Source organism: Aeromicrobium sp. CF3.5, from assembly GCF_051262695.1.
Classification (GTDB): domain Bacteria; phylum Actinomycetota; class Actinomycetes; order Propionibacteriales; family Nocardioidaceae; genus Aeromicrobium.
Genome location: NZ_JBIMEZ010000001.1, coordinates 630,637 through 646,380 on the forward strand (window position 1 = coordinate 630,637; position 15,744 = coordinate 646,380).

The window sequence follows — 15,744 nt, forward strand, 5'->3', positions numbered from 1 at the left end:
CTTGCCGCGATGAAGATGGTGTTCTAGATTCAGTCATGTACGTCGTCCCAGACCTCGACGACCATCACCCGTCATTGGGAGGTCCGAGGATGAGTACGTGCGACGACCAACAGGTCGAGCTGTTCGGCCAACTGGCGCAGACACTGAGCGCCGAGACCGGGTGGCTCCCCGTCATGCGCCATGCCACACAAGCCGCCGTCGAGCTGCTGGAGTCCTGTGACTTCGCCAGCATCTGCGAGATCGACGGCGCGCACCAGATCACGACCCACGCCTGCTCGGACGATCTGGCTCTGCGGGCGGACTTCCTGCAGAGCAAGTTCAACGAGGGTCCGATCCGCGCCGCTGCGGCCACCGGGCGTCCCGTCCACGCGACCGACCTGCACGGACCGACGCCGTGGCCGGACTGGTCCGCCGCTGCAGTGGGCGAGCTCGACATCAGGAGCGCCTTGGTGCTGCCCCTCCGCCTCGGGCGCGTCGTCCTGGGAAACCTCAACATCTACGGAAATCGCTCGTCCGAACTGGTCGAGGATCCGATCACCGCCGCGGCGGCGCTGGCCGCGCACGTCAGTGTCGCCATGGCGGCTGACCGTGCCCTCGAGCACCGGGACCTCGCCCTGCAGCACCGGTCGGAGATCGGTCAAGCGCAGGGGATGATCATGCAGCGGTACGGGGTCAGTGCGGCCGAGGCCTTCGCGGTCCTGGTCCGCATCTCCCAGGGCCAGAACATCAAGCTGTTCATGATCGCCGAGCGCGTGGTCACCAACGGGGTCGACAGCATCAGCATGGACTCGGCCTCGGCCGCGCACCCATGATCACGGGTGCGACAAGTTGATCGATCCGGTGACGACATCGGCCGCGAGATCGACCATCGGGCGACGTTCTCCGCGAGCGCGCGACCTGATCATGGTGAACGCCTCCTCGACCCCGATGTCGAACTGACGCGCCACCACGCCCTTGGCCTGCTCGATCACGACGCGGCTGTTCAGCGCACCCTGGAGCTGCTCGGTGAGGACCTCTGCGTTGGACAGGGCGCGCTCCTGGAGGATCGCGATGGAGGCGACGTCTGCCATCGCCTGCACGATCTTGACGTCCCCTTCCTCCAACGGCAGGCGGGTCTCACCGAAGACGTTGAGCGCACCCAGCACGGTGCCGCGCAGACGCATGGGGAACGCGTGAACTGACCGCACTCCCAGCTCCTGTGCCTTTGCCGCGAAGGACGGCCATCTGCTCCCGTGGCCCTGCACCTCGTCGACGATGACGGGCGCGCCGGTCTGGTAGCACTCCAGGCACGGCCCCTGATCGTGCTGGAGCTGGATCAGCTCCAGGTGCCTGGCCGAGTTCGACGAGGACGCCATGTAGTGCAGGCCGCCGTTGTGATCGGCCAGAGTGAGTCCCACCGACGATGCTCCGGTGATGTCCGCCACGCGATCAGCCAGATCGTGGAGGAAGTCCACCAGATCGAACTCATCAACCAGCGTGTCAGCCACCTCGACGAACATCGTCGCAAGTCGTTCGGTCGAAACCATCGTCACCACGCTCCTCTCTCGGTCAAGTCTAGGCACTCACGAGAGCGTGGCGCCTTCGATGATGTCGCGCGCCAGCTCGATGAGCGGACGGTCGTGGGCAAAGGCGTGGCCGCGCAGACTGGCCATCGCATCGGCGGCGGGCAACCCGAGGTCGACCATGAGCATGCCCTGCGCCTGGTAGATCTCAGAGCGGTAGCTCAGGGCGGTCTCAAGGCTGGTGCCAGGCTCACCATCGGACCTGATCAGACCCCCGTCCACCAGCGTCTCGGTGGCGATCTGCGCGAACGTCAACGCGGTCGCCTGCTGGCCATCGCTCAACGATCCTGGCTGGGCGCTGTACACGTCCATCACCCCGAATCCGGCGGCACCGACGAACAGCGGGAAGGCGAAGACGGCTTGAACCCCCGCCGCGAGAGCAGACTCGGCGTACCCGGGCCAGGGGTTGCCCGGCACGTGATGCAGATCGGGAGTCAGGACCGGACGTCTGAGCCGGAACGCGTCGTGGCACGGACCCTCGCCGACCGTGAACTGCAGATCGTCCACATCGCGGATCCAGCCCTGCGATGCCGCCGCCACCCCGTGCGAGCCCTCGGTGGACATCAGGCTGACCGCGACGCCGGCGATGTCGAGATCCTCGGTCAGACCGCTGCAGATCCAATCGAGAACATCAGGTGTGGCGAGGTCGTCGGCCGGCTTCTCGTCGGCGATCAGCATGCGCGCCCGGGCGTAGCGCTGGCGCGCACGACCTGCCTCATCCTCGGGACCGGACACCAGAATCACCCATCACATATCGTGCACGATCGACACGGTGCCGACGGACGCTCACTGTGCGGGCCGCAACGCCCTCCTCGGCGTTCACAGTCCCGGCTTGAACAGGACCTTGACCGTCTCGTCGGTCTTGCCCTGGAAGGTGCGATAGGCCTCGGGCGCCTCCGCCAGAGGCACCCGGTGCGTGGCGAAGTCCGCCAGTCCCAACGGGTCGCCGGTCTCGTGCGCCAGGGGAAGGATCTGGTCGACCCAGTGCTTGACGTTGGCCTGGCCCATCCGCAGCTGCACCTGCTTGTCGAACATGGTCTGCAGGGGCATGGGGTCCGACGTGCCGGCGTACAGGCCACTCAGGGAGATGGTTCCGCCGCGGCGCACAGCGTCGATGGCCAGGTAGATCGCGCCCATCCGATCGACGCTCGCGTTCATCAACGCCCTGCGGGCGATGAAGTCCGGCAGGAAGCCGACCAAGGTCTGGGCAGCCTTGGCCGCGCCGGCACCGTGCGCCTCGAGCCCCACCGCATCGATGACGCCGTCGGCGCCGCGCCCGCCCGTCAGCTCTCGCACGGTCTCGCCCACATCGACCTCGGTGACGTCCAGCACCTCGACGCCGCGCGCCTGCGACCGGGCCAGACGGGCGGCCACCAGGTCGGTGCCGATCACCCGGATACCGCGATGCTGGGCGAGTCGGGCCGCCATGTCGCCGATCGGGCCGAGCCCGATGACGAGCAGGGTGTCGCCCTCCTGGACGTTCGCGTACTCGAGTGCCTGGAAGGCTGTCGGGAGCACGTCGGACAGGTAGATGAAGTGATCGTCGCTGAGGTCGGACTCGATCTTGATCGGCCCGTAGTCCCCGTGGGGCACGCGCAGGAACTCCGCCTGCGCACCGGGAACCGCGCCGTAGAGGTTGCTGTAGCCGAACAGCGGCGCTCCCATGCCCGTCTTCCTCATCTGGGTCGTCTCGCACTGGGTCTGCAGTCCCCGGTCGCACATCCAGCACGATCCGCAGGCGATCTGGAACGGGATCACCACGCGGTCACCCGCGGCCACGTCGGTGACCGCGGCACCCGTCGCGACGACGTTGCCCATCGGCTCGTGCCCCAGCACGTCGCCGGCGTTCATGAACGGACCCAGCACCTCGTACAGATGTAGGTCCGAACCGCACAGTCCTGAGCTGGTGACCTCGATGATCACGTCCGTGTCCTGCTCGATCGTCGGATCGGGGACGTCCTCGACCCTCACATCGCGCTTGCCCTGCCACGTCACTGCCTTCATCGCGCCTCCTCGATAGGACCGTGGTGTACCCCCGGAGCGAGGTGCAAAACCGAGAGCAGAGCGCGGTCGTGCGTCAGCGGTCGTGGCGCACCAGATGCGCCACGACTCCTCGTCCCTCCTCCATCAGCAGCTCGCGCAGCTCGAAAGAGGTTCCGACACACAGTGCCTCGGCCTGCTGGGCGGACCCGAGCTGGATGAGCACGCCTGCTCCGTCGAGCAGATGGGACTCGGCAACCTCGAGACAGGTGCGAGCCACGCCGAGGCCGTCGACGCCCCCGTCGATCGCGAGCAGCGGGTCGTCGGGGAACGTCTGCGTGGCATCGCTGTGCACCCACGGGGGGTCAGCGATGACCAGCGAGAACCGTTCGGTCGGTCGGAGGGCGGTCTCCAGAGCCGCCTCCCGCACCTCGACTCGCCCTGCCGTTCCGGCAGCGGTGGCGTTGCGGCGGGCGTACGAGCACGCCACGGGGTCGACGTCGACCATCACGAGGCGTCGGTCGGTGCCCGCCACAGCGCGCAACCCGATGTGCCCGGCGCCCGAGCACAGCTCGAGCACGTCTCCCGCCGGCGCGTCGACCAGCAGCTCCTCGGCCCACCGGGACTGTCGCGCCGTCCACACACGGGGTTCGAGGACTCGTCGGTCGTAGAGGATCTCGAGGCCGTCGAAGGTCATGGACCGCTCGACCGCCTCGGCCTGGGGCTCGCTTCTGGTGTCTGAGTTCACACCTGGTACTTACCCCTCGGCCCCGGCCTCAACCGTTTCCGACCCGCCCGGCGCGGGTACACGTGCACCAGCAGGAGATGTTCTCCGCGTCAGGATCGGAGCACCATGCCCACCACCCCCGCCACCCCGTCCCCGCACTCGTGCTGACACCCAAGGCGCGAGGCGCTTTCAGCGAGACACTGTTCGAGGCCATGCGCACCGACTCCCCCGCCCCAGCAGGCACGGACCTGCTCGAGTCGGCCGACGACGCCGACATCTCGCTGTGGGCCCTGTACGAGCTGCACTACGGGGGCTTCGAGGACGTGGAAGACTCGTTGGAGTGGAGTCCGGCGCTCCTGGCCCTTCGTGCCCACCTCGAGCGCGACCTCGAGACCGAGCTGCGCAGCCGCTTCACGTCCCCCGCGGACGCCGACACCGACATCGGCGAGGAGCTCTTCACCCTCGCCGCCGACCATGACGGTCCCTCCTTGGCGGCGTTCGTGCGCCGCCAGGCGACCCGCGACGACACCCTGGAGCTCCTGCGTCACCGGTCGATCTACCACCTCAAGGAATCGGACTCCACGATGTGGGTGATGCCTCGGCTGGGGCGCCGCTCCCAGACCGCCCTGATGGAGCTGGAGTACGACGAGTACGGACACGGGGACGCGACCCGGCACCACTCGCGGTTGTTCGCCGAGGGCATGGACGACGTGGGCCTCAGCTCGGAGTACGGGGCCTACATCAACGACGCGCCGCGCGAGATCCTCCGCCAGAACAACGCCATGTCGCTGTTCGGTCTGCACCGTCGACTTCGAGGTGCGGCGCTCGGACACCTGGCCGCGTTCGAGGTGACGAGCTCGGTCCCGTCGCGGATGCTCTCCCAGGGACTCCAGCGTCTCGAGCTCGACGGACCGATGTCGGCGTACTACGACGAGCACGTCGAGGCCGACGCCGTGCACGAGCAGCTCGCGACACGGTCCATCTGCGGCGCCCTGCTCGACGACGAGCCCCACCTGCGTGAGGACGTGCTGTTCGGGGCGTTCACCTGCCTGGACCTCGAGGCCCAGTACGCCACCGTCGTTCTCGACCGGTGGCAGCCGTGACCGACAGCACGGGCTGCGGCCTTCCCGACGGCGTCGTGTGTCCGGGTGGCCCGTTGCTGCTGCGCGGCGACCACGTCGTCGAGGACAAGGACGGCGTCGAGCACGCCACGACCCGTCCGGTGACTGCGGTGTGCCGGTGCGGGTCGTCAGCGATCAGCCCGTGGTGCGACGGCACCCACAAGCTGCTTCCCGCGAGGATGCGACCGGAGTGATCGCATGTGCACCAGGATCAGCACCGAGCTGGCGGCTGCGAACAGGCACCACAGCGACGCGAAGGCAGACAGGTACAGCAGGCCCACGACCACCAGCCCGACCAGGTTGAGGGTCCCGAACCAGACGATCGAGGGGGACCCCGAGAGCAGCGAGGGTCCGATCACCGCCACGACGTAGAGGAGCGACCACAGCACCCGGTCGTCCATGCTCACGCCGTACACGAGAGCGTGAGCCTCGGCGCGCACCGTGATGGGCCCGTCGAGCACGGCCCACCCCATGTACATCGAGACCACGGCTCCGAGCGCCACGAAGGGAGCCACCCTGAGGCGTGCTCCCGGCGGCTCGATGAGCACCACGGCGAGGGGCACGAGGAGCGGCAGGACCGGGAGCGCGAACAGCACGTAGGCCGTCGTCGCCGCCTGCGCCGTGCAGGTCGACACGTCACCGGACTCGCCGAACCACACCAGCGACTCGACCAGCTGGTGCAGCGCGAACAGCAGCGGCAGGGCCGCGAACGGCACCTCGCGCACGTGCCGCACCTCGCGCAAAGCCGCCACGCCCACCGGCAGCAGCACGACGCCGGCCACGAGGTCGGCCTCCGGGGAGAAGCACACCGTCCGGTCCCCCTTCTGTCGATCCTGACGCCGAGGCTGGAACACCAGACCGGATCATCAGGGTAGGGACGGCCGACGTCCTGACCGCCATCAGGGCACTCGAGGCTCGTGGCGCGCGGGCGGCTTGCAGGGCCGACGCGCACCTGCCAGTATCGTCAGATGACGATGACAGTGTCCCGAGGCGATGCCAGTGAGAGTGCTGAGCTGACTGCGCTGAGCGCCGCCGCATGTCTGTTCAACGGGTTCAGCGACCGCTCCAGGTTGTCGATCGTCCAGCACCTGCTCTCCGGCGAGCACCGGGTGGTCGACCTCGTCGGACACCTCGGGCTGGCGCAGTCGACGGTCTCGAAGCACCTTGCCTGCCTCTTGGACTGCGGCATCGTCGACGTGCGCACCCAGGGTCGCGCCTCCGTCTACTCCCTGGCTCATCCGGACGCGACCCTGACGCTGCTGGCAGCCACGGAGCAGATGCTTGCGCTGACCGGCGATGCCGTCACCCTGTGCGCGACCTACGGCACCGACGCGGCGGCTGTCCGATGAGCACCTCCACCACGGCCCTGCCCGAGTCCGACCGGGCGCGGCTCGGTCGTCGAGCCAAGCTGCTGGCTGGCACGTCCGTGGCGTACAACGTCGTCGAGGCCGTCATCGCCGTCTCGGCCGGCCTGGCTGCTGGCTCAGTGGCACTCGTGGGGTTCGGTCTGGACTCGGTCGTCGAGGTCTCCAGCGGCCTGATCATCCTGTGGCAGTTCAGCCACCGCCTCCCCGAGTCGCGCGAGCAGCAGGCCCTCAAGCTCATGGCCGTGTCGTTCTTCGCGCTCGCCGCCTACGTCTCGTTCGAGTCCGTCCGGGCCTTGGCCAGCGGGCACGAGCCGGAGCCCTCGACGATCGGGATCGTCCTGGCCGCCGTGTCGCTGGCCGTCATGCCGTTCCTGTCGTGGGCCCAACGCCGCACCGGCCGAGCGCTGGGCTCGAATGCAGTCGTCGCCGACTCCACCCAGACGCTGCTGTGCACCTACCTGTCGGCGGTGCTGCTGGTCGGACTCGTCGCGAACGCGTCGTTGGGCTGGTCCTGGGCCGATCCCATCGCCGGTCTCGTGATCGCCGCGGTGGCGGCGCGCGAGGGGTTCGAGGCCTGGCAGGGCCGGGGTTGTTGCGCTCCGTCGAGCGCTCCCGCGACGTGCGACTGCTGCTAGATGCAGTCGGGTCGCCGGCCGGTCAGGGACCGTGGGGCTCCGGACGCACCAGCGTCCTGGCTGACCGCCCGGCTCCGATCAGGGTCGCGGAGGCGTCGCCGGTCCAGTCGCCGTAGCCGACCAGGTACACCCCAGGAGCGTCCACGCTCTCGGTGCCGCGCACGACCGGATGGCCGTCGCGTCGGGTGAGGCCGAGGGGCGCGAGGTGGGTCAGCTCCGGGCGGAAACCGGTGCACCAGACGATGGCATCGGCCCGAGCCGTCGTACCGTCACACCACACCACACCACCGGTGGTCAGACGCTCGAACGGTGGGACCGCGTGCAGCACGCCTCGCGCCCGCGCCTGCAGGACCGAAGGCACCATCACGATGTCGCCCAGGCTCGCGACTCCTCCGTCGTCGCGCTCGCCACGAGCCAGGGCCGCAGACCTGTCGCTCGCGACCGCGAACAGGACCCGGCCGTCGACGTCGTCGGGCAGGAAGCGCGGAGGCCGCGGGGTGACCCACGTCGTCTCGGCGACGGTCGAGATCTCGGCCAGCAGCTGGGCCGCCGAATTACCACCTCCCACCACGATGACGCGTTGACCAGCGAACCTGTCAGGCGACCGGTAGTCCGCGGTGTGGATCTGCGTGCCGCCGAACTCGCGCTGCCCCGGGTAGGTGGGCCAGAACGGTCGGTTCCAGGTGCCGGTTGCAGAGACGACGACGTCGGCGTGCACGATGCCGGCGGTCGTGTGCACCGCGTACCGGCGCCGCTTCCCGTGGCTGCGGCGCACCCCGACCACCCGGACCGGTCGGACGACACCCAGGTCGTACCGGCTCTCGTAGCGCTCGAGGTAGCTGCGGACGTGGGACGCCGGCGGGAACCCGTCCGTCCATGGGGGCATCATCGCGCCGGGCAACGAGGAGTAGCCGGACGGAGAGAAGAGAGTCAACGAGGACCACGCGTGCTGCCACGCTCCCCCCGGGTGCTGCTCGGCATCCAGGATGAGGAAGTCACGTCCGGGCCGCTGGCCCGACCGCTGCAGGTAGTAGCCGCAGGCGAGTCCTGCCTGGCCTCCCCCGATGACGAGGATGGACACGTCGTCCTGCTTCACGCGACCTCCCGGCGCCGCGTGCCGGTCAGCAGCGCCGGGCCCACCGCCATCAGGGCGATCACGGCCAGGACGACAAAGGCCTGCTGCTGTCCTGCCGAGTCGGCCAACGCGGCCCCGGCGAACGGCGCGACGGCCGATGCCAGGAGCACGGGAGCCGAGAGGATGCCGTTGAGGTGACCGAACCGGGCGGTGCCCCAGCGGTCGCTGACAGCCGTGGCCTGGATCAGGGTGAAGATCCCTCGAGCAACTCCGACGACCACCGACGCGGCCAGGAGCACCGCGACGGTGGGCGGGGCCGTGGCCACGAGGACGGTGGTGAGTGCGACGGCGACCGTCGTCACGACCAACCGCGACGTCGGGGTCGTCACCGCAGCGAACCGTGCGTAGCCGAGACGGCCCGCCACCTGGCCAACTCCCCCGACGGCCAGCCCGAACGCAGCCTCCGCCGGACTCAGACCACGCTCGATGAGCAGGGGCACGAGGTTGAGGACGACCGCGTACACCACGAAAGCCGCGACGGTGGCCGCCAGCACGAGAGCCACGAACGGGCGCGACCCGGTCTCGCCTCCGGGCGCCGCGCCGTCTGGCGAGGTCTCGGGGCCTGCTTCCCACGTCCGAGCGAGGCCCCACCAGTGCAAGGGGACCGTCACGACCGCGAGCACCACCGCGAGGATCAGGTAGGTCGCGCGCCAGTCCGTCAGAGCCTGCAGTCCGGCGGCCATCGGGGCGAAGACCGTGCTGGCGAGCCCCGCCACGAGCGTCAACGTGGTCAGAGCAGCCACCCGGCGGTCTCCGGCCCAGCGCGTGAGCGCTGCGAACGCGGGGGCGTACAGGACGCCGGCCATGGCGATGCCGGCCACCATCCAGGCCGCGAGGAACGCCGGGTAGGACGGTGCGAGGGCGATCGCCACCACCGCCACGACGGCCAGCAACGAGCAGGCCGTCATGAGTCGCCTCGGGCCGAACACGTCGAGGCGCCGACCGAGCACGATGCCGACCAGGCCCGAGATGACGAGGCTGGCGGAGAAGGCGCCCGTCACGGACCTGGCACTCCACCCGGTGTCGGCGACGATGCTCGACGACAGCACCGCGAACGCGTAGTACAGGACTCCCCAGCTCGTGATCTCGGTGATGGACAGCACCACCACGACACGACGAAGCCCGGCGGCGTCGAGCGCCCCGGGCTGCGCCGTCGCCGTCACAGGATGGAGGAACGACCGAGCGAGATCAGCTCGGGCTCTGCAGGACCAGAGGCGGGAGCGCCACAGCATCCGCCGCCCTCGGCCGACTCGTCATCGAACAGGCCCGCCCCGCCACACACGCCGGTGTCGGGCAGCGTCAGCTCGACCCGGGCCGCGGCCTCGTGGTCGCCGACCAGGGCAGCCGCGACCGAGCGCGTCTGCTCGAAGCCGGTGAGCGCGAGGAACGAGGTGGCTCGGCCGTAGGACTTCATGCCGACGAGGTAGAAGTCGGTCTCGGGCTGGGCGAGCTCCTGGGCGCCGTGCGGGTAGACCGTGCCGCAGGAGTGCTCGTTGGGATCGATGAGCGGAGCCAGCTCGCGGGGGGCCTGCAGCACCGGGTCGAGGTCGAGCCGCACCTCGGACAGCATCTGCAGATCGGGGCGGAATCCCGTGAGCACGACGACCTCGTCCACGTCGTCGACGACCTGGCCGTCGAAGGACTCGATGCTCAAGCGCCTCTTGTCACCGACCATGACCCTCGACGTCCTGAACCCGTTGAGCGTCACGACCGGGCCGGCCTCGACCGCCGCCTGCGCCTGCTGACCCAGTGCGCCGCGCTCGGGCAGCTCGTCCTGGCCGCTTCCGGCGAAGGCCTCGCCCACGCTGGCGCGACGCACCAGCCAGCTGATCCGGGTGGTCGGTTCGTCGGCGGCGAGCGCGGTCAGGCCGATGAGCGCACCCTTGGCCGAGGCCCCGGTCCCGGCCACGACGACGTGCTTGCCGGCGAACCGCTCGCGCGTGGCGGGGTCGCGCAGGTCGGGGATGCTGTGGCTGATGCGTGCGGCGGCCTCGACCTCGCCGATCGCCAGGACGCCGTCGCCTCCCAGCGGATTGGGGCCACTCCAGGTGCCGGAGGCATCGATGACGGCCCGGGCCACGACGTGCTCGGCACCCTCGGCCGTGGCGACGTGGAGCACGAAGGGGGCGTCGTCACGACCCGAGCTCACCAGGCGGTCGCGAGCCTGACGCGCCACCGAAGTGACGGTCGTTCCGTACTGCACCGAGTCGCCCAGCACGTCGGCCAGTGGTTGCAGGTAGCCGGCGACCCACTCTGCACCGGTCGGATAGCGCTCCGGGTCCGGAGCGACCCAGCCGACGTCGGTCAACAGATCGGCGGCGACCGGATCGATCAGCTCCGACCACGGGGAGAACAGCCGCACGTGGCCCCACTCGCTCACGGCGGCGCCGGCGCGGGCGCCGGACTCGAGCACCGCCACCTCGGCTCCACGCGAGCGAAGATGAGCGGCCGCGGCGAGGCCCGCGGGGCCCGCACCGATGACGGCGACGGGCAGGGCGGCGGGGTGGGACTGGTCCATGGGGTTCTCCTGGTGATCCGGGTTCATCGGCGCTCAGGCCTGCGGGAGTGAGGCGATCAGTGCCTCGATGCGGGTCTTGATCTCGTCACGGATGGGACGGACCGCATCGATGCCCTGCCCGGCCGGGTCGTCGAGCTCCCAGTCCTCGTAGCGCTTGCCGGGGACGTAGGGGCACTCGTCCCCGCAGCCCATGGTGATCACGACGTCAGAGGCCACGACGGCCTCCTCGGTGAGCTTCTTCGGCTGCTCGCCGGCGATGTCGATGCCGACCTCGGCCATCGCCGCGACGGCGGTCGGGTTGATCTGGTCGCCGGGCATGGAGCCCGCTGACAGCACGTCGATGCGGTCACCGGCCAGTGCGGTCAGGAACCCTGCAGCCATCTGGGAGCGACCGGCGTTGTGGACGCAGACGAACAGGACGGAGTGCTTGGTGTCGATCATGGTGGACTCCTCGAGTCAGAGGTTGAGGTCGCGCAGCAGGGCGGTCATGCGTGCCTGGATGTCGTCACGGATGTCGCGGACCTGATCGAGGGTCTTGCCGTCGGGGTCGGCGACGCCCCAGTCCTCGTATCGCTTGCCCGGGAAGTAGGGGCACTCGTCGCCGCAACCCATCGTGATGATGACGTCAGCTGCGTGCAGCACACTGTTGGACAGGGGCTTGGGGTAGGCGTTGGTCAACGCGATGCCGCGTTCGGCGAGGACGTCGACGGCCATCTGGTTGATCGTGCCGCTGGGCGCTGATCCGGCGGATCGCACGTGCACCTTGCCCGGGGCGAGGTGTTCGGCCAGGGCGGCCGCGATCTGCGACCGGCCGGCGTTCTGGACGCAGACGAACAACAGCTCCGGAACTGTCTTGGCGATCCGGCCGTCAGCCTGGGCGCTCGCGCTCAGGAGCTCGGCTGCGTACCTCCTGACGAGCACGGGCAGGAAGGTGTGCACCGTGGCCTGAGGTTCGAGGGCCCGTCGGGCGTTGGCGACGGCCTCCTCGATCTCCGAACGGGTGAACACGCCGTCGAAGGAGTACGTCAGCTCCTCGATGATGACGTCCGCGTCGAACGGTTGCCGGTTGTCAGTACTCATGACCGGACTCCTTCGGTGAGAGGGAAGAACTTGCGGGCCCACAGCGACACGTAGACGAGACCGACCAGCACGGGCACCTCGATGAGGGGTCCGACGACTCCAGCCAGCGCCTGCCCGGAGGTGACACCGAAGGTGCCGATGGCCACGGCGATGGCCAGCTCGAAGTTGTTGCCGGCGGCGGTGAAGGCCAGCGTGGCGGTCTTGGCGTACCCGAGGTCGAGCATCTTGCCCAGCACCATGCCGAGGGCGAACGTGATCGCGAAGTAGATCAGCAACGGCACCGCGATGCGCACGACGTCCAGCGGCTGGCTCGTGATGGCCTCACCTTGCAGGGCGAACAGGACGACGATCGTGAACAGCAGCCCGTACAGGGCCCAGGGTCCGAGACGCGGCAGGAAGACGCCCTCGTACCAGTCGCGCCCCTTGGCCTTCTCGCCGATGGTGCGGGTCAGGTAGCCGGCCAGCAGGGGGATGCCGAGGAACACCAGCACGCTGACGGTGATGGACCAGATGGAGAACTCGGCGGACGTCGTCTCGAGTCCGAGCCAGCCGGGCAGGGTCTGGAGGTAGAACCAGCCGAGGGCGGCGAACGCGAACACCTGGAAGACCGAGTTGATGGCCACCAGGACGGCTGCGGCCTCGCGGTCACCGCAGGCCAGGTCGTTCCAGATCAGCACCATGGCGATGCAGCGCGCCAGACCCACGATGATGAGTCCGGTCCGAAACTCCGGCAGGTCGGGCAGGAGCAGCCAGGCCAGCGCGAACATCAGGGCCGGTCCGATGATCCAGTTCATGAACAGCGAGGCGCCCAGCAGCTTGCGGTCGCCGGTGACGCGGCCGGTCTCGCTGTAGCGGACCTTGGCCAGCACCGGGTACATCATCACGAGCAGTCCGATCGCGATGGGCAGGGAGACCGAGCCGATCGTGACCGAGTCGAGGGCGTCGTCGAGGCCGTCGACGGTCCGCCCGAGGACGAGGCCGACGACCATCGCGACGATGATCCACACGGGCAGGAAGCGGTCGAGGCGCGACAGCCCGCCCACGACGTCCGAGTTGGCCAGCTGGCCGGTGGTGGGTGGTGCGGAGTTCACGAGGTGCTCCTCTGCCGGGACCAGCCCGATACATTGATGTCTGTCTATCTAATGAGGAGCATAGCGACCTCCCGCGCGGATTTCACCCCCGGCCCGACCGGGGCTCGATGAACGATCGATGAACGCATCGATCGTCGACGGCGAGGCAGGAGTCGCTGATCATCTGATCGGTTCGACATCCATCGATACGTCATACTGACCACATGGCCGACTCCGCCGCGCAGGCAACCGTGTGCTGCGTTCCCCTGACCGCCGCGCCGATCGACAAGCCCGATGCCACCGGGCTGGCCCGCAAGTTCAAGGCCCTGGCCGACCCCACGCGCATCCGGTTGTTGTCGCTGGTGGCAGCGCACGATGGCGGGGAGGCATGCGTCTGCGACATCACCGAGCCCATCGGGCTCAGCCAGCCGACGATCTCCCACCACCTGAAGATCCTGGTCGAGGCCGGACTGCTCGCCCGCGACCAGCGCGGCACGTGGGCCTTCTACTCCGTGGTGCCCGGCTCGCTGGGCCACCTGGCGGACGTGCTGCGCGACCCCGTCGCCCAGGCGAGCGACCTCGTCGCCACTGCCTGAGCGACGGCGGACACTCCTCGATCAGGCGGCGTCTGCTGCGAGGGACTCCAGCTGGAGCGTGGGATGGTCGCTCAGGATGCGCCGCACACGCCAGCGGTCGACGAACACGGCCAGCAACGTGCCATCGGACCGGGTGAGCACCTCGGCGCCGGACTGGGAGTTGACGATGTCGATGCCTGCGGCGTCGACCCCGAGCGCCAGGTGATAGTCGAGCTGGTCGAGGCTGACCTCGGTGGAGAACTCCCGCCGCAGGCGGTCCACCACGACCTCGAACTGCATGGGGCCGACGGCGGCGAGCACCGGCGCCTGGTCGCCCCTCAGGTCAGAGCGCAGCACCTGCACCACACCTTCACGATCGAGCTGGTCGATGCCTCGTCGGAACTGCTTGTGCCGACCGGCGTCGCGGGCTCGGATGACGGCGAAGTGCTCCGGGGCGAAGCTCGGGATCGGAGGGAACTGCACGGCCGACCCGGCGAAGAGGGTGTCGCCGATGGCGAGCTGGGAGGCGTTGACGAGTCCGATGACATCGCCGGGGTAGGCGATCTCGGCGGTCTCGCGCTGACGTCCGAACATGCTCTGCGCGTACTTGGTCGCGAACGGGCGTCCGCTCTGAGCATGGGTCAGGACGTCCCCCCGGTGGAACACGCCCGAGCAGACGCGGGCGAACGCCACGTGATCGCGGTGCGCCAGGTTCATCCCGGCCTGGATCTTGAACACGAAGGCGCTGAACTCGGCGTCGACCGGGCGAGGCTGCCCGTCCACCCCCGGTCGCGCGCCTGGCCGGGGCGCCAGCGAGAGCATGACGTCGAGCAGCTGGTCGACGCCGAAGTTGAGGGCCGCGGCCGCAAACAGGACCGGGGTCGAGCGACCGGCCAGGAAGGACTCGTCGTCATGGGTGCCACCTGAGGCATCGAGCAGCTCGACCTCCTCCTGCGCGGAGGCCCACGCATCGCCGAACCGCTCCTCCGCCTCGGCAGGTGAGCGGACCACCTGGGGGGCGATCGTCGCGCCACCCGCGGTGCGCAGGTACTCGATGCAGCTGCCGTCCCGCCGGTCGAGGACCCCGTGGAACTCACCGGCGATGCCGACCGGCCACGTCAGGGGGGTCGGACGCAGCGAGATGCGCTGCTCGATCTGGTCCATCAGCTCGAGGGCGTCGAGGCCGGGACGATCCCACTTGTTGACCACCGTGATGACCGGGATGCCGCTGCGCCGACAGACGTCGAAGAGCTTGAGGGTCTGCGGCTCCAGCCCCTTGCCTCCGTCGAGGAGCATCACGGCGAAGTCGACGGCCGAGAGCACCCGGTAGGTGTCCTCGGAGAAGTCTGCGTGGCCCGGGGTGTCGACCAGGTTGAAGACCACGTCCTCGTACTCCAGCTGCAGTGCCGTCGATGAGATGGAGATGCCTCGCGCCTGCTCCATCTCCATCCAGTCCGAGACGGTGGCCTTGCGTCCAGCCTTGCCGTGCGTGGCGCCAGCCTCGGAGATCGCGTGGGCATGGAGTGCCAGCGCTTCGGTCAGGGTCGACTTGCCCGCGTCCGGGTGCGAGATGACCGCGAAGGTGCGCCGACGGGCAGCCTGCGCGACGATCTCGGCCGGCCGGGCTGAGCCGGACGGCGGTGCGGCGGTCACGACGGGTCCGCCCGTTCACCGTCGATGAAGATCATGGGTCGACCGTAACGAAGGGGCAGAGCAGGACCGGACGGCGCCGCCACCCACCCCGGGCGATCTGGACACGATCGCGCCGAGATCGGTGGCGAGGTGAGGAGCGCGGGAGACCTTTCTGCGACAATGGCGGGCGAAGCGTGATTCGCCGGAGATTCCTTCGACCGAGCCCCACGTCTCGGGCCTCTAGCTCAATTGGCAGAGCAGCGGACTTTTAATCCGCGGGTTGTGGGTTCAAGTCCCACGGGGCCCACCTCGACCCACGCGTGGCGCATGGCACATGCTGGT

General features: G+C 69.2%; 18 protein-coding genes and 1 tRNA gene. 7 read left to right on the forward strand and 12 right to left on the reverse strand.

Going from position 1 to position 15,744, the window contains the following annotated elements; translation table 11 throughout:
* The first annotated feature begins 89 nt into the window (after window positions 1–89).
* On the forward strand, window positions 90–812 hold the full coding sequence (locus ACHAA3_RS03200) for a GAF and ANTAR domain-containing protein (protein WP_435707495.1): 723 nt from the start codon (window positions 90–92) through the stop codon (window positions 810–812).
* Here the strand turns inward: ACHAA3_RS03200 and ACHAA3_RS03205 are convergent, their stop codons facing one another.
* The 4 genes from ACHAA3_RS03205 to ACHAA3_RS03220 form a co-directional block, all read right to left on the reverse strand.
* Window positions 813–1,526 (reverse strand): ANTAR domain-containing protein, encoded by a 714-nt coding sequence (locus ACHAA3_RS03205; protein ID WP_435707496.1) that lies wholly within the window; start codon window positions 1,524–1,526, stop codon window positions 813–815.
* Between the two features lie 36 nt (window positions 1,527–1,562).
* Window positions 1,563–2,297 carry a GAF and ANTAR domain-containing protein gene (locus ACHAA3_RS03210; RefSeq protein WP_435707497.1) on the reverse strand — a complete coding sequence of 245 codons (735 nt, stop codon included), beginning with the start codon at window positions 2,295–2,297 and terminating at the stop codon, window positions 1,563–1,565.
* A gap of 84 nt (window positions 2,298–2,381) precedes the next feature.
* The gene (locus ACHAA3_RS03215) at window positions 2,382–3,566 is read right to left on the reverse strand and encodes an alcohol dehydrogenase catalytic domain-containing protein (RefSeq protein WP_435707498.1); all 1,185 of its coding nucleotides are present in this window, start codon (window positions 3,564–3,566) and stop codon (window positions 2,382–2,384) included.
* 73 nt (window positions 3,567–3,639) lie between these two features.
* The gene (locus ACHAA3_RS03220) at window positions 3,640–4,290 is read right to left on the reverse strand and encodes an RsmD family RNA methyltransferase (RefSeq protein WP_435707499.1); all 651 of its coding nucleotides are present in this window, start codon (window positions 4,288–4,290) and stop codon (window positions 3,640–3,642) included.
* A gap of 77 nt (window positions 4,291–4,367) precedes the next feature.
* On the opposite strand from ACHAA3_RS03220, the gene ACHAA3_RS03225 reads away from it, so the two are divergent.
* Window positions 4,368–5,372 carry an iron-containing redox enzyme family protein gene (locus tag ACHAA3_RS03225; protein ID WP_435707500.1) on the forward strand — a complete coding sequence of 335 codons (1,005 nt, stop codon included), beginning with the start codon at window positions 4,368–4,370 and terminating at the stop codon, window positions 5,370–5,372.
* Window positions 5,369–5,584, forward strand: a complete 216-nt coding sequence (locus ACHAA3_RS03230) for a CDGSH iron-sulfur domain-containing protein (protein ID WP_435707501.1) — start codon at window positions 5,369–5,371, stop codon at window positions 5,582–5,584. The genes ACHAA3_RS03225 and ACHAA3_RS03230 overlap by 4 nt, the downstream gene beginning before the upstream one ends.
* On the opposite strand, the gene ACHAA3_RS03235 is transcribed toward ACHAA3_RS03230, so the two are convergent.
* On the reverse strand, window positions 5,519–6,244 hold the full coding sequence (locus ACHAA3_RS03235) for a DUF6629 family protein (protein ID WP_435707502.1): 726 nt from the start codon (window positions 6,242–6,244) through the stop codon (window positions 5,519–5,521). The two genes, ACHAA3_RS03230 and ACHAA3_RS03235, sit on opposite strands and share 66 nt — an antisense overlap.
* 120 nt (window positions 6,245–6,364) lie before the next feature.
* Between ACHAA3_RS03235 and ACHAA3_RS03240 the strand changes: the two genes are divergently transcribed.
* Together ACHAA3_RS03240 and ACHAA3_RS03245 are read left to right on the forward strand one after the other, a co-directional pair.
* Window positions 6,365–6,739 carry an ArsR/SmtB family transcription factor gene (locus ACHAA3_RS03240; protein WP_435707503.1) on the forward strand — a complete coding sequence of 125 codons (375 nt, stop codon included), beginning with the start codon at window positions 6,365–6,367 and terminating at the stop codon, window positions 6,737–6,739.
* Complete coding sequence (locus tag ACHAA3_RS03245; RefSeq protein ID WP_435707504.1) at window positions 6,736–7,392, forward strand: cation diffusion facilitator family transporter; 657 nt, start codon at window positions 6,736–6,738, stop codon at window positions 7,390–7,392. The genes ACHAA3_RS03240 and ACHAA3_RS03245 overlap by 4 nt, the downstream gene beginning before the upstream one ends.
* A gap of 22 nt (window positions 7,393–7,414) precedes the next feature.
* On the opposite strand, the gene ACHAA3_RS03250 is transcribed toward ACHAA3_RS03245, so the two are convergent.
* Genes ACHAA3_RS03250 through arsB form a run of 6 tightly spaced genes read right to left on the reverse strand, consistent with a single transcriptional unit; the run spans window position 7,415 to window position 13,216 of the window.
* On the reverse strand, window positions 7,415–8,488 hold the full coding sequence (locus tag ACHAA3_RS03250; protein WP_435707505.1) for an ArsO family NAD(P)H-dependent flavin-containing monooxygenase: 1,074 nt from the start codon (window positions 8,486–8,488) through the stop codon (window positions 7,415–7,417).
* Window positions 8,485–9,690 (reverse strand): MFS transporter, encoded by a 1,206-nt coding sequence (locus ACHAA3_RS03255; RefSeq protein WP_435707506.1) that lies wholly within the window; start codon window positions 9,688–9,690, stop codon window positions 8,485–8,487. The genes ACHAA3_RS03250 and ACHAA3_RS03255 overlap by 4 nt, the downstream gene beginning before the upstream one ends.
* A complete protein-coding gene (locus ACHAA3_RS03260) occupies window positions 9,687–11,045 on the reverse strand; it encodes an NAD(P)-binding domain-containing protein (RefSeq protein ID WP_435707507.1) in 1,359 nt (452 codons plus the stop codon). Before ACHAA3_RS03260 ends, ACHAA3_RS03255 begins: the two co-directional genes overlap by 4 nt.
* 33 nt (window positions 11,046–11,078) lie before the next feature.
* Window positions 11,079–11,486, reverse strand: a complete 408-nt coding sequence (locus ACHAA3_RS03265) for an arsenate reductase ArsC (protein ID WP_435707508.1) — start codon at window positions 11,484–11,486, stop codon at window positions 11,079–11,081.
* 15 nt (window positions 11,487–11,501) lie between these two features.
* Window positions 11,502–12,125 carry an arsenate reductase ArsC gene (locus ACHAA3_RS03270; protein WP_435707509.1) on the reverse strand — a complete coding sequence of 208 codons (624 nt, stop codon included), beginning with the start codon at window positions 12,123–12,125 and terminating at the stop codon, window positions 11,502–11,504.
* Window positions 12,122–13,216 carry an ACR3 family arsenite efflux transporter gene (arsB, locus tag ACHAA3_RS03275; protein ID WP_435707510.1) on the reverse strand — a complete coding sequence of 365 codons (1,095 nt, stop codon included), beginning with the start codon at window positions 13,214–13,216 and terminating at the stop codon, window positions 12,122–12,124. Before arsB ends, ACHAA3_RS03270 begins: the two co-directional genes overlap by 4 nt.
* Window positions 13,217–13,419: 203 nt before the next feature.
* Between arsB and ACHAA3_RS03280 the strand changes: the two genes are divergently transcribed.
* Entirely contained in the window at window positions 13,420–13,791 is a 372-nt protein-coding gene (locus tag ACHAA3_RS03280; RefSeq protein ID WP_435707511.1) for an ArsR/SmtB family transcription factor, read from the forward strand.
* A gap of 21 nt (window positions 13,792–13,812) precedes the next feature.
* Here ACHAA3_RS03280 and ACHAA3_RS03285 read toward each other — a convergent pair whose 3' ends face one another.
* Window positions 13,813–15,423, reverse strand: a complete 1,611-nt coding sequence (locus ACHAA3_RS03285; RefSeq protein ID WP_435707512.1) for a peptide chain release factor 3 — start codon at window positions 15,421–15,423, stop codon at window positions 13,813–13,815.
* 213 nt (window positions 15,424–15,636) lie between these two features.
* Between ACHAA3_RS03285 and ACHAA3_RS03290 the strand changes: the two genes are divergently transcribed.
* Window positions 15,637–15,709, forward strand: a tRNA-Lys gene (locus ACHAA3_RS03290).
* The last annotated feature ends 35 nt before the right edge of the window (window positions 15,710–15,744 follow it).

Excerpts from the sequence above, each read along its gene's own strand:
- ACHAA3_RS03240 (WP_435707503.1), top strand. The coding sequence starts at position 6,365 with ATGACAGTGTCCCGAGGCGATGCCAGTGAGAGTGCTGAGCTGACTGCG.
- ACHAA3_RS03215 (WP_435707498.1), bottom strand. The coding sequence starts at position 3,566 with ATGAAGGCAGTGACGTGGCAGGGCAAGCGCGATGTGAGGGTCGAGGAC.
- ACHAA3_RS03245 (WP_435707504.1), top strand. The coding sequence starts at position 6,736 with ATGAGCACCTCCACCACGGCCCTGCCCGAGTCCGACCGGGCGCGGCTC.
- ACHAA3_RS03270 (WP_435707509.1), bottom strand. The coding sequence starts at position 12,125 with ATGAGTACTGACAACCGGCAACCGTTCGACGCGGACGTCATCATCGAG.
- ACHAA3_RS03260 (WP_435707507.1), bottom strand. The coding sequence starts at position 11,045 with ATGGACCAGTCCCACCCCGCCGCCCTGCCCGTCGCCGTCATCGGTGCG.
- ACHAA3_RS03280 (WP_435707511.1), top strand. The coding sequence starts at position 13,420 with ATGGCCGACTCCGCCGCGCAGGCAACCGTGTGCTGCGTTCCCCTGACC.
- ACHAA3_RS03265 (WP_435707508.1), bottom strand. The coding sequence starts at position 11,486 with ATGATCGACACCAAGCACTCCGTCCTGTTCGTCTGCGTCCACAACGCC.
- ACHAA3_RS03225 (WP_435707500.1), top strand. The coding sequence starts at position 4,368 with ATGTTCTCCGCGTCAGGATCGGAGCACCATGCCCACCACCCCCGCCAC.
- ACHAA3_RS03200 (WP_435707495.1), top strand. The coding sequence starts at position 90 with ATGAGTACGTGCGACGACCAACAGGTCGAGCTGTTCGGCCAACTGGCG.
- ACHAA3_RS03205 (WP_435707496.1), bottom strand. The coding sequence starts at position 1,526 with ATGGTTTCGACCGAACGACTTGCGACGATGTTCGTCGAGGTGGCTGAC.